The 24925-nt window shown below is 46.1% G+C and carries 16 protein-coding genes; all 16 read right to left on the reverse strand.

What is annotated here, in order from left to right; all coding sequences use genetic code 11:
* Window positions 1-82: 82 nt before the first annotated feature.
* Window positions 83-412 carry a cytochrome o ubiquinol oxidase subunit IV gene (cyoD, locus tag FS628_RS25910; RefSeq protein ID WP_036606914.1) on the reverse strand — a complete coding sequence of 110 codons (330 nt, stop codon included), beginning with the start codon at window positions 410-412 and terminating at the stop codon, window positions 83-85.
* The gene (gene cyoC / locus FS628_RS25915; protein ID WP_036606911.1) at window positions 413-1033 is read right to left on the reverse strand and encodes a cytochrome o ubiquinol oxidase subunit III; all 621 of its coding nucleotides are present in this window, start codon (window positions 1031-1033) and stop codon (window positions 413-415) included.
* Window positions 1034-3004: a cbb3-type cytochrome c oxidase subunit I gene (locus tag FS628_RS25920; protein WP_145325833.1), complete on the reverse strand. Its 1971-nt coding sequence runs from the start codon at window positions 3002-3004 to the stop codon at window positions 1034-1036. It lies immediately after the preceding gene.
* Window positions 3005-3025: 21 nt separating this feature from the next.
* A complete protein-coding gene (gene cyoA, locus FS628_RS25925) occupies window positions 3026-4000 on the reverse strand; it encodes a ubiquinol oxidase subunit II (protein ID WP_145325834.1) in 975 nt (324 codons plus the stop codon).
* Window positions 4001-4318: 318 nt separating this feature from the next.
* Window positions 4319-4582: a hypothetical protein gene (locus FS628_RS25930; protein ID WP_036606904.1), complete on the reverse strand. Its 264-nt coding sequence runs from the start codon at window positions 4580-4582 to the stop codon at window positions 4319-4321.
* Window positions 4583-4911: 329 nt separating this feature from the next.
* A complete protein-coding gene (locus FS628_RS25935; RefSeq protein WP_145325835.1) occupies window positions 4912-6273 on the reverse strand; it encodes a GH1 family beta-glucosidase in 1362 nt (453 codons plus the stop codon).
* 16 nt (window positions 6274-6289) lie between these two features.
* Complete coding sequence (locus FS628_RS25940; RefSeq protein WP_313958631.1) at window positions 6290-8716, reverse strand: glycoside hydrolase family 95 protein; 2427 nt, start codon at window positions 8714-8716, stop codon at window positions 6290-6292.
* 144 nt (window positions 8717-8860) lie between these two features.
* The gene (locus FS628_RS25945) at window positions 8861-10558 is read right to left on the reverse strand and encodes an ABC transporter substrate-binding protein (protein ID WP_440131313.1); all 1698 of its coding nucleotides are present in this window, start codon (window positions 10556-10558) and stop codon (window positions 8861-8863) included.
* A 319-nt stretch (window positions 10559-10877) separates the two neighbouring features.
* A complete protein-coding gene (locus tag FS628_RS25950; protein WP_145325837.1) occupies window positions 10878-12581 on the reverse strand; it encodes an ABC transporter substrate-binding protein in 1704 nt (567 codons plus the stop codon).
* Between the two features lie 388 nt (window positions 12582-12969).
* Window positions 12970-14658 carry an ABC transporter substrate-binding protein gene (locus FS628_RS25955; protein ID WP_145325838.1) on the reverse strand — a complete coding sequence of 563 codons (1689 nt, stop codon included), beginning with the start codon at window positions 14656-14658 and terminating at the stop codon, window positions 12970-12972.
* 186 nt (window positions 14659-14844) lie between these two features.
* The gene (locus FS628_RS25960) at window positions 14845-15747 is read right to left on the reverse strand and encodes a carbohydrate ABC transporter permease (RefSeq protein WP_036606894.1); all 903 of its coding nucleotides are present in this window, start codon (window positions 15745-15747) and stop codon (window positions 14845-14847) included.
* A 15-nt stretch (window positions 15748-15762) separates the two neighbouring features.
* Window positions 15763-16746, reverse strand: coding sequence for an ABC transporter permease (locus FS628_RS25965; protein WP_036606891.1), 984 nt, complete (start codon window positions 16744-16746; stop codon window positions 15763-15765).
* Window positions 16747-17024: 278 nt separating this feature from the next.
* Entirely contained in the window at window positions 17025-19934 is a 2910-nt protein-coding gene (locus FS628_RS25970; protein WP_186327971.1) for a glycoside hydrolase family 2 protein, read from the reverse strand.
* Between the two features lie 173 nt (window positions 19935-20107).
* A complete protein-coding gene (locus FS628_RS25975) occupies window positions 20108-21703 on the reverse strand; it encodes a response regulator transcription factor (protein ID WP_186327972.1) in 1596 nt (531 codons plus the stop codon).
* Window positions 21696-23486, reverse strand: a complete 1791-nt coding sequence (locus tag FS628_RS25980; RefSeq protein WP_145325841.1) for a sensor histidine kinase — start codon at window positions 23484-23486, stop codon at window positions 21696-21698. The genes FS628_RS25975 and FS628_RS25980 overlap by 8 nt, the downstream gene beginning before the upstream one ends.
* Before the next feature lie 217 nt (window positions 23487-23703).
* A complete protein-coding gene (locus FS628_RS25985; RefSeq protein ID WP_145325842.1) occupies window positions 23704-24882 on the reverse strand; it encodes an MFS transporter in 1179 nt (392 codons plus the stop codon).
* Window positions 24883-24925: the final 43 nt, after the last annotated feature.

The following is a 24925-nucleotide window of genomic DNA, read 5'->3' on the forward strand; positions in this document are numbered from 1 at the left end:
ATGATGTTTATTTCTCAATAAAAAACAAAAAGAGATCCCCGCAGTCTGTAATACAAGACCGGGAGATCTCTTTGATCACATATTAATGTGCAACAGCGTTGTTAAGCATAATCCAGATCGAACCAATCACGATAGTCATCATGATCAGCAAACCGAAGATAAGAGCCATAACATTCCAGCGTGGTTTCTCTGTTTCACGAATATGCATGAAGAAGAAGAGTTGAACCACAAACTGCAGTGCCGCTGTGCCAAGAACAACTATGAGTGTTCCTGTTCTTTCCATCATATCATTGAGAACCACCACAAGTGGAATGATTGTCAGAACGACGGACAGGATGAAGCCGATGACATAAGACTTCAGTGAACCATGTTGCTCATGACCGTGGGAATCATGTGAGTTGTGCTCTGACATCTACATCACCCCCATGAGATAGACGATCGACAGGAGGAAAATCCATACGACGTCCAAGAAGTGCCAGTACAAGCTGATTACGTTGATTTTACCGCGAGTAACATCGGTAATACCACGTTTTTTCAGTTGTAACATAAGTCCAATCATCCAGATCAGACCGAGCGATACGTGAAGTCCGTGAGTTCCCACAAGGGTGAAGAATGCGCCAGAAGCAGCACTCGTTGTAAAGCTAAACCCTTCGTGAATCAACTCAATAAACTCATATACTTCCAGTGCGATAAAGCTTGCACCCAGAACGGCTGTAACGGCCAGCCAACTGATTAATTGTTTTACTTTGCCTTGATTCATCGCCAGTACGGCTAGTCCGCTCGTGAATGAACTTGTGAGCAAGATAAACGTTTCGGCAATAACACCAGGCATTTTGATCAATTCAGACAAAATCGGTCCGCCCGCCGTATTGTCACGCAACACAATGAAGGTTGCGAACAATACGGAGAACAGGATAACGTCGGAAATCAGGAAGAACCAGAATCCGAGAATTTTCATTTCCTGTGGATCATGATGTCCATGGTCGTGACCATGTGCATGATTCTCACCGTGCTTAGCGGCTGCTTGAGCCATCTATACCGACCCCCTTAACGACGCTTCGGTACGCTTAATTTCGTCGACCGGAATATAATAATCCGTATCGTATGAGAATGAACGGGCGATCATACAGATCCCTACGCCAGCGAGTCCGAGAATTGCCATCCACAGCCATCCGAAGACAAAGCCGAAACCGGCGATGAACCAGAAGACAGACATGATGAACGGAATTCCAGAGTTCTTCGGCATATGAATCGGCTCAAGCGGTTGCTCTGGCGGATAGATGCCTTTGGCACGACGTTCTTTCTCTTCCCACCACTCATCAATATCATCTCCGCGCGGTGTAACGGCGAAGTTGTATTCAGGAGCTGGTGAAGGAATTGACCACTCCAGCGTACGGCCATCCCATGGATCGGCAGGAGCTTTGAGTGATTTGTATTTGCGAATACCGTCTGCGATTTGCGCAACTTGGAACAGGAATCCGACACCCATCAGGAATGCCCCGATTGTAGATACGAAGTTCAATTCCCACCAGCCAGTATCCCAGCCGTAAGTGCTCAGACGACGTGTCATACCCATCAAGCCGACAGCGTACTGCGGCATGAAGCAGACATAGAAACCAATATTCCAAGTCCAGAATGCCCATTTGCCCAGTTTCTCTTCGAGTTGGAAACCGAACATTTTAGGCCACCAGTAGTACAGACCTGCGAAGTATCCGAAGACAACGCCACCGATCAATACTTGGTGGAAGTGGGCAATCAGGAAGTAACTGTTGTGGAACTGGAAGTCAGCTGGAGCAACGGATAACAGAACGCCTGTCATACCCCCGACAATAAAGCACGGGATAAAGGCAAGTGTCCACATCATCGGAGTCGCCATGCGAATCCTTCCTCGATACATGGTAAACAGCCAGTTGAATATCTTAACCCCTGTTGGAATAGCAATCAACATCGTCGTTACGGCGAAGAATGCATTCACGTCTGCTCCGGAACCCATCGTGAAGAAGTGATGCGCCCATGTGAAGAAGGACAGGAAGCTGATGATCAACATTGCGAATACCATCGACTTGTAACCAAACAGTTTTTTCCGAGAGAAGGTACTTACAATCTCGGAGAATACACCGAATGCCGGCAAGACGACAATGTATACCTCAGGGTGACCCCACATCCAGATCAAGTTGATATACATCATTGGGTTACCGCCCAAATCAAGTGTGAAGAAATGCGCCCCGGCAAACCTGTCGAGGAATAGCAATGCAAGTGTCACGGTCAAGATTGGGAAAGCGAACAAGATGATAATACAAGTGGAGAATACCGACCATGTGAACATCGGCATTTTCATCCATCTCATGCCTGGCGCACGCATTTTAATGATGGTAACCAGGAAGTTGATACCGGTAGCCAGGGAACCGATACCTGATATCTGTATACCCCATATATAGAAGTTCTGTCCTACCCCCGGACTGTGCGACAGCTCCGATAGCGGCGGATAACTCAGCCATCCTGCATCCGGTGAACCACCGATAACGAAGGACAGGTTAAACAGCATTGCGCCCAAGAAGAACAGCCAGAAGCTGAGTGAATTCAGGAACGGGAACGCAACGTCTCTTGCTCCGATCTGTAGTGGTACGATAACGTTAAAAAGACCAAACATAAATGGCATCGCCATGAACAGGATCATGATCGTGCCGTGAGTTGTGAAGACCTGATTATAGTGTTCAGGATTTAGAAATTCATTGTTAGGAATAGCCAGCTGAAGGCGCATCATTAGCGCATCCACACCACCACGGAACAACATGATAATGGAAGCGATGATATACATGATACCGATCTTTTTATGATCGACAGTCGTTAACCAGTTACGCCAGAGCCAGCCCCATTTTTTGAAATAAGTTAGCACCGCTACAATAGTAATCATGGTAATTCCGATAGCTACCATCGCACCATAAATGAGCGGATCACCGGTTACGAAAAACTCCGATGCAAACTCTTTAAGTCCCTCTAACATTGGGGGCCTCCTTTCGAATCTTTAGTTAGCACTCTTGTCCTCGTCTTGATTGGACGTATCAGTTGCATTTTGAATGGCTCCAGAAGCTTCGTTTGAAGTTCCATGTTTGCTATGAGCACTTTGACCATCTACAACATACTTGGTTACGATATTTTGGAACAATCCTTCTGGGAAGGCAGAATAATAAGCAACATTGCTTGTTCCTGGTTCAGCCAGTGCACTGTAACCTTCTGTGGTCAATGGCTGAGAATTCTGTTTCACATCAGCTACCCATTTGTCAAAATCTTCGTCCGATGTAGCATTCACATCAAAACGCATTTCTCCAAAATGCTCACCTGTGAAGTTAGCACCGGAACCCCAGTACTTACCTTCATGATCTGCCTGCAGGTACAAGGTCATCGCCATACCCGACATCGTATAAATTTGTCCTCCAAGTTGCGGAATCCAGAACGAGTTCATTGGTGAATCCGCAGTGAGTTCAAATTTCACGGGCCGATCTGCCGGAATATTCAACGTGTTGACCGTTGCAATCCCTTGCTCAGGATACATAAACAGCCATTTCCAATCCAGTGAAGACACTTGGATGGTAATTGGTGCTTTCTCGTGAGCCAACGGCTTCGAAGGCTCCAGATCATACGTGTAACGAATCGTAACAATGGCAAGTATTCCAATAATAATAATTGGAACCGTCCACCAGATTGCCTCCGCCTTCGTACTATGAGACCAGTTAGGTTCATAAGCAGCTTTGTTATCCGGCTTGTCGCGGTAACGCCATACGATTACGGCAGACAAAATGAGTACTGGCACAATGATGACAGCACACAAAATTGTCGAGATGACAATCAAATCTCTCTGCGAAGCGCCAATTGGTCCCTTCGGATCCAGAACAACGTACTGCCCGCCTGCCAGCATTGGCCAGACAATCAATGCAATTGTAACCAACGTCAGGACAACCGGAATGATAATCCGGGTTAGCGACCTAGGTTTCTTGTTCATTTTGATCCCCTCTCCTTAAATTCGCTCATACTGAAAAATCAGTATACTACTCTCTTCCTACTAAAGATATCAGAAATGAACAACTTTTTTGTTCTTGTTAACAAATTTGTCGATTTTACACCTTAAATGTGTGAATTTTTTCTCACAAATCGCTTGCATGGTTGATATTTGCTTATTGTAATCTTTACACATCAAGTCACAAAATAAAACCCTTTGCAGTCCCGTTGAACAATGTCAACGAATCCGCAAAGGGCTTTATTGACTGGATTCCGGGTACTTATCCAGTCTTATTATGAACGAATAAACGCAGGATTATAATTAATCGGCGCCTTCGTCTTCCCGGCGTGTATGAACAAGGCCAATCGCTTTGGCAATAACGTAAATAAACACACTACCTACAAGGAATCCAATGCCGACCATCAAGCCAAGATTACGATCATTAAATTCATTCAGATTGATCAGACACATGATCACTCCCGTAATGAGTGCGACCCATGCCAGAACTGTCATCGTCAAGACGGCGCGCCGCATATTTTTGTCTTTGCGCTCCAATTGGCTAACCATTGCTGTCTTCGATGCCATAGTAAACACTTCCTTTTCCCTTTTTGTAAGTGCTTTCCTTATACCAATATACCACATCAGTATGAATTTTAGTCAACAAATGTTCAAATTTTCTTCGCAATTTGGACACTTTATTTTAATTTTACCCGTTGACAAAACATCATTCATTTCTTCCTTACTTCTTATAACCCAAAAACCGTCTCTTCATAACAGAAAACACACTTGACCTTATGAAACCTTTATGAACTACTCATTTTCATCTGTGAAACAACAAAAAAAGACGGCGCATTGGAATACTCCAATGCGACCGTCTTTCTCATTTTTAATTCCTTTAGAAGCTGCCATTGTGTCTATTGGGGATTATGTTCGTTCCGTGTCTCCAACCAATTATTCTTGATGACATTCTGATACCAGTAGTAGCTCTCCTTCGGCGTTCTTACCAATGAACGATAATCCATATGAACGAGACCGAAGCGCATACGGTAGCCTTCTGCCCATTCGAAATTATCCATCAGTGACCACGCCATGTATCCTTTAAGGTTAATGCCGTCGTTAATGATGCGGTGAATTTGAGCCAAATGCTGTTCATAATAGGCAATCCGGCGATCATCATTAATTTTGCCATTCTCCAGATCATCATTGATGCAGGCACCATTCTCCGTGATGTATACATCCACATTGCCATACTTTTGCAAGTAATGCATGAATTCATACAAACCACGGGATTCCACCGGCCAGCCGATATCCGTCTTGGTCAAGCCCATATCGACTTCTTCCGATTGAAGAGCACCTGCATCTGGATTGAAGCGATTGATCCCCATCGTGTAGTAGTTAATGCCCAGCAGGTCGATCGGTTGTGAGATGATCCCCATGTCACCTTCTTGAATAGGCACGGTAGCACCCGCTTCTGCAAACCAATCCACCATAAACTGCGGATATGAACCTTTGTAGATCGGATCAAGGAACCAATCGGTATTGAGCGCAATTGATCGGTCACACGCAGCCTGGTCTTCAGGAGATTTGCTGTATGGCTCAGCCCAGCATACGTTCGGAGCAATACCAATCTGTCCGGTTGTCCCCAAGCGACGGAAGGATTGTACGGCTTTACCGTGAGCAACCAGCAGTCCATGAGCAACATTGATTGATGTTTGCAGGTCTCTGTTTCCTGGTGCATGGATACCAAGAAGGTTCGACAGGAACGCGATGCACCATGGTTCGTTGAATGTCAGCCAAAAGTTGATTTTGCCTGAGAATTCTTTGAAGATGACTTCGGCATATTTCACAAATGCATCTACCGTTCTACGGTTCCCCCAACCCCCGTCATCCTCCAGCGTTTGTGGAAGATCCCAGTGATACAGTGTGAGAAACGGCTCAATACCAGCCTCCAGCAATGCATCCACGAAGCGGTGGTAGAAGTCCAGGCCTTCTTGATTGATCTCGCCATCTCCGTCAGGAATAATACGAGGCCAGGCAATGGAGAATCGGTATGTATTAATCCCGAGTTTCTTCATCAATTCGATATCTTCCTCATACCGGTGGTAGCTGTCACACGCGACATCACCATTGTCTCCGTTATATACTTTGCCAGGCGTGCGTGCAAACGTATCCCAGATGGATACCCCACGTCCACCCTCCTGAGCCGCTCCTTCTATTTGATAGGAAGCCGTTGCTGTCCCCCAGCGAAAATCTTGCGGAAATTTAAAAATCGTCATGGTTTACTCCTCCGTCTCATGATGACACGCGGATCGTCTGTCCTGCGGTCATGGTTAAAATAATTACATAATCGCCCTGAGGCGTAAGCTCTGACTTGACTTGTTCATGCCCTTCCACGCGCAGCGGATAAGCACTTCGAATGGTCAGCGAATCATTTCGGTCTGCCTGAATGATGGCTGACGCGAGCTTGTTATCGGCCCACGTTATGCCCACCGTGTAACCGCCTCTTGCCCGAAGCCCTTCAACATGGCCTTGAGACCATAGGTCAGGCAGTGCCGGTAGTAGATGTAACTCGTTCAAGTGGCTCTGCAATAACATCTCGGCCATTCCAGCCGTACCTCCAAAGTTTCCATCGATCTGGAAAGGTGGATGGTCGTCGAACAGATTCGGATGCGTGGATCGGGCGAGCAATGTCCGTACAAACTGATGTGCCTGGTTCTTATCCAGCAGTCGTGCATACAGATTAATCAACCATGCGCAGCTCCATCCTGTATGCCCGCCACCTTGTGAGATACGACGTTCAAGCGACACCCGTGCCGCTTCCACAAGTTCCGGTGTATGCACGCGATTAATCTGTTCCCCCGGATACAGTCCGTACAGATGGGATACGTGACGATGTCCTGGTTCAGATTCAGGAAAATCTTTAAACCACTCCAGCAATTGTCCTTCGCTTCCAATACGGAATGGATGGAGTTTGTCCAGAGCCTCATACCACTCGCTCACCAATGACTCATCTAGATTCAATTGCTTCGCGGCCTCAATGCAGCGGCTGAACAATTCACGAATTAATGTCATATCCATCGTTGAAGCCATGGATATACTACGTGCCTCTCCGTCTTCTGTCAGGAACTTGTTCTCTGGTGAAGTGGATGGAATCGTGACCAGATAACCGTCAGGTCCTTCCACCAACCAGTCGAGACAGAACAAGGCAGCCTCTTTCATGATGGGATACGCACGTTCCTCAAGAAAACGCTGATCCCCGGTAAATTGGTAATGCTCCCATAGATGCGAGGTCAGCCACACGCCACCCATTGGCCAGAATGCCCAGCTCGCGTCTCCGCCTGTAGGCGTGGTGGTTCTCCAGATATCCACGTTATGATGCGCAGTCCATCCACGGGCTCCGTAGAGAATCCGCGCTGTTCTGCGCCCTGTATCACTGAGATCTGTCAGCATATCGAATAGCGGCTCATGACATTCACTGAGATTGCAGACTTCTGCCGGCCAGTAATTCATCTCGGTGTTAATATTGATTGTGTAGTCACTGTGCCACGGCGGCTCCACCTGGTGATTCCAGATTCCCTGCAGATTGGCAGGCTGGCTTCCTGGGCGTGAACTAGCCATTAACAGATATCTTCCATATTGAAAATAAAGTGCTTCAAGCCCAGAGTCTTGTTCCCCTGCTTGATAGGCTTGTAATCTCTCATCTGTAGGTAATTCGGCGTTAGCCGATACACCTAGATCAATAGAGACTCTGTTAAACAACGCACTATGATCCTGAATATGTCGGTCACGAAGCGCTTCCGCGCCATGTGTGATCGCTTTGGAGATCATATCCTTGCATTCCTCTTCCAAAACAAGATGATCCTTCACAGGCAACACATCATAACTTTCAAAGGACGTAGCTGCTGCGAGATAAAACACAACCTGATCAGCACCCTGAATATGTAGCTTACCTTCCAGATTGGAGACCTTCACCTGCTCGCCTGATGCCGCAGCTGCTACATGGACAGCATATGCCGTTCCCCGATCCTCCTCATAGATAACGGATTCCGGGTGATCTCTGAAGTAATTGGATTCCACATGACTGGGGCCCCGACTAAACATGGTGAGTGCATCTCCCGAAGTCTGAACCTGATAAGGGTGTGGACTGTCTAGAGAAACACTTACATTCACAGCGCCCTTTTGATCGGCAGTCAATATGCAGACCATCAGATCATCCACAGCACTGGAATACACTTCACGCACATATCGAGTTCCTTTCCATGAATACGCCGTGGTTGCAATACCTGATTCCAGATCAAGCTCACGCTCATATGCATCATACGAAAGATCATCCAGACCTTCATGATGCAATAGAAAGTGACCCATCGGCTGGTAAGCCTCTACATCACGACCGAGCATTTCACGGTTTAACAAATCCTCAGCTTCACCATACTGTCCAGACATGATCAACTCACGTGTCTGTTTCAAATACCGTTGGCTGCTGTATTGAATCGTATCCCGTGGAAATCCTGACCATAATGTATCTTCATTGAGCTGAATTCGTTCATCTGCTGCGCCACCGTACACCATGCCTCCAAGACGGCCGTTCCCGATGGGGAGTGCTTCTTCCCAGCGTTTTGCCGGTTGTCGATACCATAGACGATTGATTTTAGTTTGATTATTGTGTTGGGACATGATTAGCTCCTGTTCCTGAATAAGCAGTAAAATTCTCGTTTTCATAAAACGTTTTCGGTAAGTGCTTACAATAAGAGAATTATATGTGATTTCAAAATTTGCGTCAATGCAAATCATCACATCATCCACAAAAAAAAGGCCCCATATAGGGCCTTTCCTTGTGTAACCATGGATTGTAAACCATCCATATTATTTTACGTCTTTTCCTGTCCACAGAGAGACACGTTCCTTAACCCAAACCGTGAATTGTTTCTCCATTTCAACTGCACCAGCTTTGTCCAAATCAGCCAGTAAAGCATCATAGGTTGCATCAAAGTTGGCTGGTGTAGTCAGAACAGCTTCCGGAATCCGTTTACGGATGATATCCTGCGTTTTCTGGAAAGTTACCTCATAGTCTGTACCGGAAGGTACTGACATGTTGTATGCTGCGCCCCAATCCTTAACTGGCAGATCTTCTTCAGCTGGATAGAATTCTTTCCAAGTCGTGATACCGTAAGCTTTCAGTGTTTCTTTCTCGGCAGCTGTGTAACCAGCTACAATCTGCTCTGGGAAGTTCGTTGTGTAGTAGTTATCCGTTGAATCTTTTACACCATCACCGTATCTTGCGCTAAATACGTTGTACATCCCAATTCCTGTTTCCTTACTGAAATTGGAGTTGTCATTCGTTTTGCGGTCCTGAACGTCATCTGGAATCACGCGTTTACCATCTTCTACGTTGTAATGTTCACCTTCGATACCCCAGTTTCTCAGAACTTGTCCTTCATCGGAAGCAAGCCAATCCATGAATTTGATGATACGCACTGGATCTTTGGCCGAAGTTGTAATCCCGATGCCATAACCGTCAAATCCTGCTGGTTGGAACGTGTGATCCACAATTTCATCGTTAAGTGATACAGAGAAGTGAGCGTATGTGGCATCATCCTTGCCCGATGATTTGAGCGCGTTCTCCGCTTCTTGATAGTTCCACTCTTGGTCAATCAGACCGAGGACACGGCCACTGGCAATTTTGGACTTGTATTGGTCATCCTTTTGAACAAATGCATCTTTGTCCAGTAGGCCTTCATTGTACATTTTATTCAACCAGCGGAAATATTCTCTTTCCTCTGGACGTTTGTAGTGCAGTTTTGCTTCATACGTTTCAGGGTCAATGTAATATTCACCATCATCCGGTGCACCTGTTGCCTGGAAAGCTGGATTCGTTACCGTGATCATGATTTTCCAGTCATCTGCATTTAATGTCAATGGAATGGTTGGTTGACCATCAATCGTTGGATGTTTTTCATAATAGGCTCTGAGTACGTTCTCGTAATCCTCAAGTGTCTTCACTTCAGGGTACCCAAGCTCTTTCAATACTCTTTGCTGAATTTCGAATCCACCTGTAGCGTCAAACGTAACATTATCGACACCCATATTGGTTGGAATCGTATAGATCGCCGGATCTTCGAGACTGTATTTCAAACGGTTCATCTGTTCTCCATAGATTTTTTTCAAATTGGGAGCATGCTCCTCAATCAGATCCGTGAGATCCAGCATCGCGCCTGCATCCACAAGCTTAGATAAGTTACCTTTAGGGTAGATCATATCAGGAAAGTCACCACTGGCAGCCATCAGTGCAATCTTCTGGTTACCACCATCGTTTACATCATATTCAGCTTCAATTGTAACGCCTGTTTTCTCCGTGATCTTTTTACCAACAGCATCTTGCATCTTGTTCCAGGTCGGACTAGCATCCGCTCCGAAGAACGTAACTGTAATGGGTTCGGTACCGCTGGATTCTGTAGTCTCTTTCGTTCCCGAATTCCCACAGCCAGCTGTAACCAACATTGCACTTGCGAGCATCAACATTGCAAACGTCTTGGGTGTATTGCCTTTCATTTTGCCTCTCATTGTCTAGTTCCCCCTATTATTTATGAAGGTTTTATCTGTATAACAGGCTTTTTGCCTGAGGATACCACTTTTTTTGAATGCGCTTTCGATACAATCTTTTCTTGCCTACTGCAAAGCTAGAATTTCAATCGATTTAAACTTGAAACAGTTCTGTTAACAAGCATAAAACGTTTTCGTAATAACTATAAAACGCTTACTGAAAGTGCTTACATGATAGATTATACTGCTATCACCACCTTACGTCAACAACAAAAAAAGCCCTTTTTGAAGGGCTTTTTTTGCAATGAAAATCAATGGCTTTTATGCCTTGTTTTCAATTTTATTTCACATCTTTTCCAGTCCACAGGGAGACACGTTCTTTCACCCAAACCGTGTATTGTTTCTCCATTTCTACTGCACCTGCTTTATCAAGTTCAGCCAGGAGACTGTCATACACGCTGTCAAAGTTCTCCGGTTTGGCAAGGATAGCTTCTGGAATCCGTTTACGGATGATATCCTGTGTTTTCTGGTACGTTACGTTGTAGTCTGTGTCAGAAGGTACAGGCATATTATACGCTGCGCCCCAATCTTTCAATTTCAATTCGTCTTCGGATGGATAGAAATCTTTCCATGTTGTGATACCGTATGCTTTCAACGTTTCCTTCTCAGCTGGTGTGTAGCTTGCTTGGATCTGCTCTGGGAAATTCGTTGTATAGTAGTTGTCTGTAGAATCTTTTACACCATCACCGTATCTTGCGCTGAAAATATTGTACAATCCAACTCCTGTTTCTTTCGTGAAATTGGAGTTGTCATTCGTTTTGCGTTCCTGAACATCGTCAGGAATCACACGTTTGCCATTTTCTACATTGTAGTGTTCACCTTCAATACCCCAGTTTCTCAACACCTGGCCTTCATCGGAAGCGAGCCAATCCATGAATTTGATAATCCGTACCGGATCTTTGGCCGAAGTTGTAATCCCGATGCCATAACCGTCAAATCCTGTTGGCTGGAATGTATGATCCACAATGTCCTTGTTCAGGGACACGGAGAAGTGCGCATATGTGGCTTCGTCCTTGCCTGCTGCTTTGAGAGCGTTCTCAGCTTCGCCATAGTTCCAGTCCTGGTCGATCAGACCAAGTACACGGCCACTGGCGATTTTGGATTTGTATTGATCATCTTTTTGTACAAAAGTATCTTTGTCGAGCAGACCTTCATTGTACATTTTGTTCAACCAGCGGAAGTATTCTTTCTCCTCTGGACGTTTGTAGTGAAGCATCGCTTCATACGTTTCAGGATTAATGTAATATTCACCATCATCCGGTGCACCTGTTGCCTGGAAAGCCGGGTTCGTTACAGTGATCATGATCTTCCAGTCATCTGCATTCAATGTCAGTGGAATGGTTGGTTGACCATCAATCGTTGGATGCTTTTCATAATACGTTCTAAGAACGTTTTCGTAATCCTCAAGTGTTTTCACTTCTGGGTATCCCAGTTCTTTCAACACTCTTTGCTGAATTTCGAATCCACCACCTGCATCAAAAGCGACGTTATCTACACCCATGTTGGTTGGAATAGCATAGATCGCTTGATCTTCCAGACTGTATTTCAAACGATTCATCTGATCGCCATATATCTTTTTCAGGTTAGGTGCATGTTCCTCAATCAGGTCAGTCAGGTCCAGCATTGCGCCTGCATCCACCAGCTTCGACAGGTTACCTTTAGGAAAGATAATATCAGGGTAATCACCGCTGGCAGCCATCAAAGGAATCTTTTGGTCGCCACCATTGTTCACATCGTATTCTGCTTCAATTGTAACACCTGTTCTTTTGGTAATCTCTTGGCCCACTGCATCTTTCATGTTGTTCCAGCTTGGACTTGCATCTGCACCAAAGAATGTAAAGGTTACCGGGCTGGTCGTATCTCCAGAATCAACCGGCTTTTCTGAAGCGTTAGTTCCTCCTCCACTGCCACTGCATCCTGCGGTAATTGCAAGTGCACTGGCTAACAGAAGCATTGCGAATGTTTTTGGTGTTTTGCCCTTCATGTGTAATCCCCCTTATGGATATAATGAAGCTGTATATTTGTATAACAGGCTGACCTGCACATACCGTGACCAGATGAAGATGTTGTAATTTTCTTGTTACTCTAACATTAAAAGCGCTTTCTCTAAAACAGTGAATGGATCTTCACACACCTTAATTTACTCGTCACCCTCTGGAATTCCCCTTGAATAAATAGGAATGATGTATGTTGTTTTTCTCTGATGTACGAACTAATGTAAGTGCTTTCATAATTGAATAATAATCTCTCCCATACCCCTTGTCAATAGTGAATATGTAAAATATAAAACGTTTTTTAGAAAACGTTTTATGTATAAAAAAGAACCCGGTTATCCGGGTTCTTTCTCGGTTTGAATCCGTTCAATCGATAGCTTATTTAGCTTCTTCGCCGCTCCACAATTGAACACGGTTTTGGACAAGCTCAGTGTATTGTTTCTCCATGTCCTCTGCTCCTGCATTGTTCACTTCATCAATCATGCCGTCATAGATGGCATCGAACTGCTCAGGAGTACTCAGAATGGCTTCTGGGATACGTTTACGAATGATATCCTGTGTCTTCTTGAAGATGACATTGTAGTTAGAGTCACCAGGTGTTGGCAGATTGTATGCTGCTCCCCATGGTTTGATTGGGAACTCGTCTTCACTCGGGAACAGGTCTTTCCACGTCGTAGCACCGTAAGCTTTGAGTGTTTCTTTCTCTGCATCGGAATATGCTGCCACGATCTGTTCAGGGAAATTCGTAGTGTAGTAGTTACCCGTTGAATCCTTCACACCGTCTCCATAGTGACCAGACATATTGGTGTACAGTCCAATACCTGTTTCTTTCTGGAATACGGCTGCATTATTGGTTTTCTGATCCTGAATGTCGGCAGGAATCACACGTTTGCCGTCCTTCACTTCATACTGTTTGCCCTCAATTCCCCAGTTCATCAGCACTTGACCTTCTTCAGAAGCCAGGTAATCGAAGAATTTGATGGTACGAACCGGGTCAGGATTCGATGTTGTAATCCCTACACCCCAACCGGATACAAAACCAGGGTCTTGATAGGCATGATCCTTGATATCCTCGGACAGGGTTACCGGGAAGTGTGAATACGTTGCTTCTTCCTTGCCCGCAGATTTCAGTGCATTTTCTGCATCGGAATACCCCCAATCCTGGTCAATGACACCCAGAACACGTCCACTAGCAATTTTGGATTTGTATTGGTCTGTTTTTTGGATGAAGCTGTCCTGATCCAGCAATCCAGTGTTATACATATGGTTCAACCAGCGGAAGTACTCTTTTTCCTCTGGACGTTTGTAATGAAGACTTGCTTCATACGTCTCTGGATCGATATAGTATTCACCGTCATCCGGAGCACCTGTTGCCTGGAAGGCAGGGTTCGTTACGGTAATCATGATTCTCCAATCATCCGCGTCCAGTGTTAACGGGATTGTTGGCTGACCATCAATCGTTGGGTGTTTCTCTTTATATGCCTTCAATACATTCTCGTAATCCTGAAGTGTGCGCACTTCCGGGTATCCGAGCTCTTTCAGTACACGGTGCTGAATCCCAAATCCACCACCTGCATCAAAGTACTTCTGGTCTACCGCATAATACGTCGGCAGCACATAAATAGCCTGATCCTCATTACTGTATTTCAACCGGTCCATGTAATTACCATACAGCTTCTTCAGATTGGGAGCATATTGGTCGATCAGATCTGTCAGATCGAGCATTGCTCCGGCATCCACCAGTTTGCTGAGTTCTCCTTTGGGTGAGACGATATCCGGATAGTCTCCGCTCGCCGCCATTAAGGATATTTTATCTTGACCACCACTAACGGCAAATTCACCGTTAAGGGTTATCCCTGTTTTTTCTGTAAGGACTTTACCCACATCATCCTTCATGCCATTCCAGTTCGGACTGGGGTCAACGCTGAAGAAATCAAAAGTAAGTGGAGTTGTCTCTGCGCTTGTATCTTTGAACGACGTATCACCGCCGCTTCCTCCACCGCAACCTGCGAGTAAAGACATTGCAAGCACTGGTGCCAGTGCAATCTTCATTTTGGAACTTGCCATTATGGTAATCCTCCCTGTTTCATATGTCTGTTTGTCCGGGACTTTTTTGTCCCTGTCTATAGCTTCATGAATACCACACCGCAGCCCTATACGGTGAAGCGCAGACCAAATGGCTGCGCTTCGGGTATCCTGATGCTTCATTTGTAGATGTACGGCCGCTCTATGTGGCAGCCTGTACCCAATTGTTTAACCTTTTACTGCGCCCAGTGTCATACCGCCAACAAAGTACTTCTGAAGGAATGGATATACAATGAGGATTGGAACCGTTACAACGATCGTAATCGCCATTTTGATTGATTCCGGTGAAATCTGTGTCATTTGCTGTGCCATATCATTGGCATTTCGTCCAGCACCTGAGCCTTGCTGCGTACTTTGCAATACTTTCATCAGCTCATATTGGAGCGTGGTCAGATGTGCCTTTGAACCATTATACAGGTACGTATCGAACCACGCATTCCATTGACCTACAGCCAGGAACAATGCGATGGTAGCAAGCACTGGTTTACACAGTGGCAAGATGATTCTGTAATAGATTGTAAAGTCATTCGCTCCGTCCAGCTTCGCGGATTCCTGCAATGAGTATGGCAGGCCATCAATGAATGAACGGATGATGAACACGTTAAATGCACTGATCATGCCAGGCAATACATATACCCAGAATGTACCGATCAGGTTCAAGTCACGCATCAGAATGTACACCGGAATCAGACCACCGGAGAAATACATCGTGAGCGCGAGCGTTGTGGAAACAAATTTTCTAAGTCCAAAATCAGGTCTGCTCAGTGTAAAGGCGATCATGGATGAACTGATCAATCCGAGCACGGTACCTACAAGTGTACGCAGAATGGAGATCTGCAAACCTTGCAGCAAGCCATCATATTGGAAAATCGTTTTGTAGTTCTGTAATGTGAATTCGCGAGGCCACAAGTAAATTCCGCCACGTACTGTATCTGTCGAGTTATTGAGTGAGATGGCTAGTACGTTAAGGAATGGATAAAGTGTTACAACCAGCACCATGGTCATCGCGAGGATGTTGAATATATCGAACAGTTTATCGCCCCGAGTAGCATTGAATGCTTTGTTCGCCATAATGTCGTCCCCTCCCTACATGATGCTTTCTTTAGTGAATTTTTTGAACAAGCCGTTCGCAGTAAACAGAAGGATGATACTGACAACGGAGTTGAATATACCTATGGCTGTACCATATGAGAATCGTCCCATATTCAAACCATAATTGAGCGCGTATAGATCAAGTACTTCCGAGTAGTCTGTGACCAGACTGTTGCCAAGCAAGAACTGCTTCTCGAAACCGATACTGATAAGATGTCCAATTGACATGATGAAAAGTACGGAAATCGTGGTCCGTATGCCAGGCAGCGTGATGTGCCACATTTGTCTCCAGCGGTTGGCTCCATCTACACGGGAAGCTTCATACAGCTCATTGTCGATACCTGTAATCGCCGCCAGATAGATGATGGCATTCCAACCGGTTTCCTTCCACATATCTGAAGCGGTTACAATGTACCAGAACAAGTTCCCCTTGGCCATAAATTGGATCGGCTGATCAATAATGTTCAGTCCTACCAATAGATCATTGATAATCCCGCCATCGGTGGAGAGCATCTTGGTGATAATACCTGCCACAACGACCCAGGATACAAAGTGAGGCAGATATGATACCGTTTGCACGGCACGTTTGAAGAACATGCCTCTCATTTCATTCAGGAGAATGGCGAAGAATATCGGCACGATAAAACCGACAACCAGTCCCATCAAGCTCATTGCGAGCGTATTTCGAAGTACAAGATAGAAACGATCATCACTGAACAGCTCTACAAAGTGTTTAAAGCCAACCCACTCTTGATCACCAAATGATCTGGCAGGTTTATAGTTTTGGAAAGCCATCGTCCATCCCCATAGTGGCAGATAGTTAAATACGAAAACCCAAGCTACGAATGGCAATGACATGAGATAGAGATATTTCTGCTGCTTCATTCTGTCCCAAATTCCGTTCCGCCGATTTTTTAAAGGCGGTTTGGGGTCACTGCTTCTGTTCGCGGAAGCGGATTTTTTTGTTAGCGTTTCCATCTCCGTTCCCCCTCCTCTGTTTTATAAAATAATCATACTCGATAGAGCGTTTTCAAAATACCATCTGGATTTTAGAGAAAATCATATAAAAATTAGATATAGGCATATATAATCAGACATTATTTAGTTAGAATCAGTGATAAATTCTACTTTCAAATGCAACAAAAGTAATATAAAGGTAAAAGGCTATATGGTATGGTAAATTTCGAAAACGTTTTATAGAAATCGTTTACTTCAACCTGATGGCATACAAAAAGGACCCTTTCGGGTCCCTATAATTACAAGGTGAATTGAATTGTTTGCAGTTTAACGATCCCGAGCAATTGTGCAACAGAAATGGAGGTTACCGGACGGAATTGATCTCCATGCAGATACGCAAGTATCTCCTGAAATAAGTAGGCGGCTTCCGGACGCTTCATTAACGCCAGGTTGGTGAACGGGATGGAGGATACCAAAATCCTGCCCTTCCCTACTTTTGCCTCAAAAGCATAAGCGAGCCGTTTGGCCCGATGGAAATGATCGATCACTTCAATCAGTGGTTTTACCCCGTGCAGAGTATCCATACATATCGCTGGGGTACCGTTCACCAGGTGGTACCAATGCCAGTCGGAAGCTCCATCATGCGGGAAAGAGCCCAACAGTGGTAACTGATCGTTCAAATACATGCCCATCGTTGCACCAGGCTGTGTAGCGAACATGAGATAATTCCAGAATACAGGCAGGTACTTGGTCTCCACTGAATCGTATATCCCTTCTGCGGTTGGCTGAATCCAAACACTTCCCCCGTTGACCACATAATCAACAACATTGGGTGTTAACGACTGAACGATAACCAAGTCAATCTCCCGATCTTTCAACAACTGAAATCCATCCATATGATCCACAACATCATGTTGTGCTTCCCCGAGAAGTGGCTGCAGCTCTGCCACGGTATTCCAGATTCGTTTCGATTGCGAATGAGTCCGATAAAATGGGAAGGACCATCCATGCCACATATTGACTGCGATCCTCTCCGAATCGCCTGATCGCAATTCCGCTTCAATCCGAAAAGCTGCTGCCCCTTCATGAGGTGCAGTAGCGACGAGGCATCCCAGTGACATTACAGACCCACATTGGATGTCTCCGGTTTTCCATTCCCCTTTGTTAAGTATCACATCATCGCTAATCAACTTCCACTGTATGGATGCATCCTTAAGTGGCTCTTTACCATAGTGAGATATGCGTACATCCACTTGGATGGATTCACCAGCGTAAAATGTACGCTCCTTGCAACTTAACAATAGAACCACATCTGCGTTGAATCGCTTGAATTCTTCAGGTGTTGTAATGCCTTTGTCATCCCAGAATACGTCCAAAATGCCCGTCGTAGCATGTCCCTGGCCCGGAAAGTCGCGGATATCCAGCAACTGTACGCCCGCAGCATCTGGCGTTCGCCGAATCCGCTCCATAGCTTCTTTTAGGGACCGCACCAGATGTGTACCGCTGGCCTGTTGAAAATGCTCCAGATCCGCCATCATTCCTTTGTGTGTCAACGACTCTTCAACAGGTTGTAACCAGGTGGGACGCAGAACGCCCGTATACTTGGCTCGTTCCTGAGGCCACACATACATGGTGTATTGTGCATGTTCGTGCCCAATGACGGGATGCTCCGCAAGTCGGGTTACTGCATGATAGTCCAGCGTGGTATCCGGCACAGCAGAGTATGCGGATTCCAGCGGGGGATGCCAGTTCAACGACTGGATATAATAATCACCTTCCCGCCCTTGCGCTGGAAGCTGTCCAAATCCTGTATTGTCCGTATATAACCGGGTTGGGTCGATATCCCTTGCCCTTGATACCCATGCATTAAGTTCAGGATGGCCATTCGGACCAATAAGCTCATTCCCCATGGAGAACATGACGAATGAAGGATGTCTGTGAAGCGACTGGAGCAACCCGTCCAGTTCTTGTGTCAGATAAGACATCACTTCAGCCGGCGCAGACTGATTCGGTTGCTCAAAGAATCGAGACCAATGTGGGAGTTCTGCCTGTACCAGCATGCCCTCTTCATCAGCAGCTTCCCAGAATGGCTCTGGCGCACTCCACCCATGCAGTCGGACGTGGTTGAAGCCGTATGATCTAGCGACTCGAAACTGCTGAATATAATGCTCCTTATCCCAGACGGGATAACCCGTCAGTGGAAAGATACAGCAATCGACGTACCCGCGCAAATACACCGGTGTCCCATTCAATTCAAGCTGCTTTCCCTTTGTTGCAAAGGAACGCACACCAAATGATTGTTCCACTTGATCCAGTTCCTGTTCACCGTCATGGAGACGGATCACTGCCTTGTAAAGTTCAGGGGATTCATCCGACCACAATGCAATTGACTTCTCTGTCCCGAGTTCCAATCGCCACTGATCTATTACAGCGTTACTTTCAATTAAACCTACTGAGCTTATATCAGCATGCGCTGGAGCACTCAGCTTCACATTACAACTGTATCGATCAAGCCATGTGCCGTCCGGATGCTGGATATCCATATGCAATTGCATATGGATATCCTTCTCATTAGCGGGAGCGCTTACAGCACAATGAACCAGAACGGTTCCATTTTCAGCATCTGGTTGAATACGTAACGTCTGTACGCGGCATGGGGGCAGACGGTCCAGATAAACACCACCTGTAATCCCACCCCAGGCTGTGGCCGTGTGTAAAGAATGAATATGGCTACCAGCCAGCGGAAGTTTCATGGTATTATCCACGCGGATCTCCACCCGATTCACTTCTCCCCGCTTCATTAGAGAGGTAACATCCCACTTCTGTTGATTCACCAGACTATCCTGCTGCCCGGCATATTGTCCATTAATCCAGAGATCTGTTGTCCAGCGGACCCCTTCCAATCTGAATATATACTGGCAACCAGGATCATCTGTTGGAACCGTAACATCCTGAGCATACCAAGCTGGGCCTTCATACTCACGCACCTTGGTCCAGGTATCAAGCCTGTCGTATTCAGGCTCATCCCCGTATCCTTGCTCTTCCCAGGAACCGGGAATCTGAATGGTTCCCCATGAGATGTTTTCACGTAGTGAAGGCGGTAATATTGTATGTTCAACGAGTTCATCGGACTCTAGATCCAAACAAAACTGCCATGTTCCATTTAAGTTCAATGGTTGACGGACAGTGCCTGTATCAGACAAATTCATATCGTATAGCCATCCCTTCATCTGAGTTCTAGTAAACCCAGTCTAAGGTGTGATACACTCCGTGACCATTGCTTATCATGGGAAGTGCATGGACAATATGATGAATCTGAAAAATGTCCATGATCCCGAAAACGTTTTATTATTGAGCATGGGCAAGGCCCGGCATTTCATACTTATTCTTCGTTCATATCCGTAGCAGATTCTTTGGACAGGGACTGGGTTCTGGCTTGTTTGTACGCGGAAGGTGATTCCCCTACATACTTCTTGAATTTGCCGTGGAAATAGTCCACGTTCGCATACCCCACTCTGGCCGCAACCTGATGGACTTTGAGTCCTTCATCCAGCAATTCCTTGGCCTTTTCCATACGGACCTTGTCCAGAAATACATTAAAGTACTCTCCTGTATGGTTCTTGAACAACTTGCCCAGATAACTACTGTTATAGTTGAATACTTCAGCAAGTACCTCCAGCTTGAGGTTTTCACCAGGATTACGCTGGATAAATTCAATCATCTGCTTCAGTACGGTATCCTTACTGCCTCCACCCATACGTTGAATAAGTCGATTCAAATGTTCCGCGGCCATCACTTTAAGATCAGACAGCGTGAATTGATGATAGACTTCGTTAATCAGAACCGAATGTTCCTGCATGATGGATTGCATATGTTGATTCGTCGCTGCGAGCTTGTTGATCGCCAGAGAAAACACCTGTGAGAACGCCGTCTTGATGGCTTGCTCTGTCCGATGATAGGGAACCAGACGCTCTTCCATCTCACCCAATACCCGCATGACCGACTCACTACTGCGGATGTCCAGCGCATAATACAACTTGTCCGCAAGTTCCTCCTCATCTGGTTCAGGTGCTCCGTCCACAGCTTCACCTTCTGGTCCAACGCCTCCGCCTTCGCTACCTTCATTCCATAAAATGACGCGTTGCTCCGCAAACAAGAAGCGTTCCCCCAGTGTACGATTCGCCTGTGTGTAAGACCGCGCAATCTCAGCTGTGGACTGTACAGGTTCCCCCGCAGCCCCATACATGTGAATATCCCATTCTCCCAGCAGTTCCTCCAGCTCAACATACAGATTCCTTGCAGACGACTCGGATGTGATCACTTCCTTGCTTAACAGACCCAGACCGGAATGAAATGAAAATATGATGCCTCGATCCTTCTGATCAAACGCTTCAATCAGTTTGCGTTTCATGACACTCCCCCGCTGCAAATCTGGGGCCGCATGCATCTCAAGCAGCACGATCTGATAGTGAGGCCAGTGCAGACCCAGGCTGTCTTCTTCCATACTGCCTGCACCCTCCAGACTGTCAAAGAGTAAAGCCTCGATCTGATGCTCCCGATAGACGGTATCTTCACCTGCATGACGCGCCATCGTCTCCCGTTCACGGGTCAGTATCGCAGCAATACGCTCAAGTTCACCAATAATCTCTTCTTCATCCACAGGTTTGAGCAGATAACCATCCACACCAAAACTGATGGCTTTCTTGGCATAATCAAAATCTGCATAACCGCTCAATATCAAAAAGTGCGAACCTGGATGGTTCACGCGCACTTCTGCAATAACATCCAGCCCGGTCATACCAGGCATCCGAATATCTATAATGGTCAGATCAGGCTCCAGTTCCTCAAAACGAGTGATGGCCTCTCGCCCGCTGGCCGCTGTACCGATGACTTGAAACCCATATTTTTCCCACTCGATAATGGTTGTCAGTCCCTCACGTATGCTCGGTTCATCATCCACCAAAAATACTTTATACATGTTGGTCCCCTCCTGCTGGCAAAGTGAAAGAAACCTCTGTTCCTTCCCCATATACACTCGTAATCTGCAATCCATATGGCTCCCCATATGTCAGTGTTAAGCGTTGATGTACATTGCGCATACCGATCCGGCTCTTCTCCTGTTCCTCCGGTCCACAGATGAACTGCATCACCTCAGCCAGTCGTTCCGGCGTTATGCCCGCACCATCATCTTCTACACGTATCTGCACAATGTTCTGTACTAAACGAATACTGATATGAACTCGGACCGTACCCTCTTTGTTCTCCAGACCATGGACAATCGCATTCTCAACCAAAGGCTGAATAATGAGCGGGGGAATGTACATCTTCTCCACCTCGGGATCAATGTCGATCTGGAACGCAAGTCGGTCGCCGTACCGAAATTTCTGAATTTCCAAATAGGAACGTACCATTTCTAGTTCAGCCCGGAAGGTTGTTTTTCCACTGCCAATCTCCAGACTCTTGCGCATTAGCTTGCCCAGCAGCCTGACGATGTTGGCAATCTCTGCTTCCCCTTTGATATGGGCTTTCATGCGAATGGACTCCAGGGCATTAAACAAGAAATGGGGATTGATCTGACTCGCCATCATTTTCAGTTTAATTTCTTTCTGGGCGATTTCCAATTGATTGTTCTGTTCCGTTGCCTCTACCACCTGAGTCATGAGTTCATTGATACTTTTCACCATATAGTTGAACTGTCGTGACAGTTGTCCAATCTCATCGTTGCCATCAATTCGGGAAGTCACGTTCAGGTCTCCTAATGCAAGCTTATTGAGATGTTTACTCAGCCGCAACAATCGGTTAGAAGTGAGGAACGAGATAATATATACGAATAGTAGGGCGATGACCAGCACCAGTATAATAAAAATCATGCCGATCAAGCTGACGGTGTTGGCGTCTTTGACTATATTTTTGGTGGCAAAAACCGAAATCACCTTCAGGCTGTTCATACTCGATCCAGGGCCCAGCTCATCAATAACAATATTAGATGGTTCCCCCCGGAAATCACCCTCTATGGTGCCTTTCGCCTGATTCTGTAGATCGACACCAAAATCAAGCTCATCCAGCGTTTTACCCACCAGCTCGGTATTCTTGGCTGCAACCACATAGCCCTGCTCGTCCGTAATCATCGTCTCGAACTGTTCTTGACGCAACAATCCATTCAGCTCATCCTGATTGATCTCAATCATCAGCACACCCTCGGTCCGATATTCGGCAAAAGGCACTTTGCGCACCAGACTCAGCTTGTGTACAGGATTGTCTTCCTTATCCGGAATGTAGAACCACCCGATGCTGGTCGTTTTCAATGCTTGTTGGTACCAGTAGCTCTCTTCCGTCTTCTTGTCCACCGGGATGAATTCGAGGTTATTGATCAAGGTTGGGTTAGTAGAGTAAAAGCGAATACCCGCTATCTCACGGTACAAACGCCTATACTCCTGAAAATCTTTGTATGCGAGATAAGCCGAGGTTAGTTCCACAACGCTCTCGTACCGTTTGTTCACGATTTCCTTAAGGTCCGCGTTAAACATTAACAGGTTGGATATATCCGTTGGTACACGCAGCATGGTCGCCGTCTGGCTCTTGATCTTGTCCACATTAATGATCGTCTGACCAATCGCATTATCCAGGGCTTGCTGGCGAAAATAACTGGTCACAGCAAGACCGACGATCAAGACCGGGATCATGACAACCAGTACATAGGAAATGAGCAATTTATGCTTTAATTTGAGATTATTGGTGGTTCGTATCAGCCTTTTAAACATGTCTGCACCTTCCGTCTCCTGTATAAGCGCTTACATATAAAGAGCAGGATCAGGATGTCCTGTCCTTTTAATTTATCATACCACATAACCGCCAAATTTCGGATGGTCATTGAAATGGGTAATATATTGCCAGGCTACAAGCCAGCCTACCTCTAGCAGAAGAGGCCGCCATTAACATGGCGACCGGGCTTACCGAATTATTTTTGCTTACAGTAGTTTAGTGACCCCTAGATGGGCGGAACCCATATCCTTTGGCACGCCATGCAACAATCAGAGCCACCAGTGATAAAGCCAAAATGGCCCATGTAAAGGACGAAGCTCCCCCTTGATTCAGAAGAACACCTCCCACCATTCCCCCAAGGGCAATAGCCAGATTCCAGACGGTTGTATTAATCGGCATGATAAGATCCACACCCTGTTCCCCAGTAGTTTGAGCAAGTGCAGTCTGTAACAGGGTAGCCGCACCGCCAAATGTCAGACCCCACAGCGCAACAGAACCGAAGACCACAACAACGTGCTCACTCCAAAGACCTAATACGAGGGAAATCAAAGCAAAGCCCGCAAGACTCATGAGAACCAGCATACGCAACCACCGATCAATGAATATGCCTGTAACCCAGATGCCCATCAATGCCATCAGACCAAATACAAGTAAAATGAGTCCAACCTTGGATTCCATACCGACATCGGCGAGAAAAGGAGCTATATACGTGTATAAAATATTATGAGCCAACATCCAGGCCAAAACGACAGTCAAAATGGGAATGACACCGGGGGTGAACAACACTTGTCTGACAGAGATGCGTTTATCAGCTGACTGCCCCGGATAGTCGGGTACTTTCCAGAGCACCCAGAAAATCAGTACAAAGGCCAGCAACGACATCAGCCAGAACACCGAGCGCCAGCCCATAAATGAACCCAGCAACGTACCTGCCGGAACACCGAATGATAAGGCAATCGGCGTTCCAATCATAGCCACAGCCATGCCCCTTCCTTTTAGATGATCAGGTACCATGCGTAATGCATAACCACCAATCAAGCCCCAAGAGACACCTGCTGCAACACCAGCCATAAAGCGAGCGAATAGTGTCAGCACATAGTTTGACGAGAGGGCAGTAATGGTGTTGAAGACAAGAAAACCGATGATGGACAAAAGTAAAAGCGGACGCCGCCGCCAGCCCCTTGTTAGCAACGCCACAGGTATGGCCGCAACCAGTGACCCAACAGCATAAAAGGTGACAAGCTGCCCTGCCCCTGCCTCTGAGACCTGCAGCCCTTCTTTAATCTGCGGCAGTAACCCCGCAGGAAGTGTTTCGGTCATAATGGCTATGAAACCCGCCATAGCCAGGGCCAGCAACCCCAGCCACGGAAAACGATGAGAAGATATATCAGACATCTGTGCAGCTCCTTTTAAGGTAGTATGAAACAAGTAATCGAAT

The sequence above is a fragment of the Paenibacillus xylanexedens genome (assembly GCF_007676705.1).
Lineage (GTDB): Bacteria > Bacillota > Bacilli > Paenibacillales > Paenibacillaceae > Paenibacillus > Paenibacillus xylanexedens_C.

Bases quoted from the DNA above. Each gene is read 5' to 3' on its own strand.
- FS628_RS25965 (WP_036606891.1), bottom strand. From the start codon at position 16,746: ATGGAAACGCTAACAAAAAAATCCGCTTCCGCGAACAGAAGCAGTGAC.
- FS628_RS25975 (WP_186327972.1), bottom strand. From the start codon at position 21,703: ATGTATAAAGTATTTTTGGTGGATGATGAACCGAGCATACGTGAGGGA.
- FS628_RS25920 (WP_145325833.1), bottom strand. From the start codon at position 3,004: ATGTTAGAGGGACTTAAAGAGTTTGCATCGGAGTTTTTCGTAACCGGT.
- cyoC (WP_036606911.1), bottom strand. From the start codon at position 1,033: ATGGCTCAAGCAGCCGCTAAGCACGGTGAGAATCATGCACATGGTCAC.
- FS628_RS25945 (WP_440131313.1), bottom strand. From the start codon at position 10,558: ATGAGAGGCAAAATGAAAGGCAATACACCCAAGACGTTTGCAATGTTG.
- FS628_RS25980 (WP_145325841.1), bottom strand. From the start codon at position 23,486: ATGTTTAAAAGGCTGATACGAACCACCAATAATCTCAAATTAAAGCAT.
- FS628_RS25955 (WP_145325838.1), bottom strand. From the start codon at position 14,658: ATGGCAAGTTCCAAAATGAAGATTGCACTGGCACCAGTGCTTGCAATG.
- FS628_RS25985 (WP_145325842.1), bottom strand. From the start codon at position 24,882: ATGTCTGATATATCTTCTCATCGTTTTCCGTGGCTGGGGTTGCTGGCC.
- FS628_RS25935 (WP_145325835.1), bottom strand. From the start codon at position 6,273: ATGACGATTTTTAAATTTCCGCAAGATTTTCGCTGGGGGACAGCAACG.
- cyoD (WP_036606914.1), bottom strand. From the start codon at position 412: ATGTCAGAGCACAACTCACATGATTCCCACGGTCATGAGCAACATGGT.
- FS628_RS25930 (WP_036606904.1), bottom strand. From the start codon at position 4,582: ATGGCATCGAAGACAGCAATGGTTAGCCAATTGGAGCGCAAAGACAAA.
- FS628_RS25960 (WP_036606894.1), bottom strand. From the start codon at position 15,747: ATGGCGAACAAAGCATTCAATGCTACTCGGGGCGATAAACTGTTCGAT.
- FS628_RS25970 (WP_186327971.1), bottom strand. From the start codon at position 19,934: ATGAATTTGTCTGATACAGGCACTGTCCGTCAACCATTGAACTTAAAT.
- FS628_RS25940 (WP_313958631.1), bottom strand. From the start codon at position 8,716: ATGAAAACGAGAATTTTACTGCTTATTCAGGAACAGGAGCTAATCATG.
- cyoA (WP_145325834.1), bottom strand. From the start codon at position 4,000: ATGAACAAGAAACCTAGGTCGCTAACCCGGATTATCATTCCGGTTGTC.
- FS628_RS25950 (WP_145325837.1), bottom strand. From the start codon at position 12,581: ATGAAGGGCAAAACACCAAAAACATTCGCAATGCTTCTGTTAGCCAGT.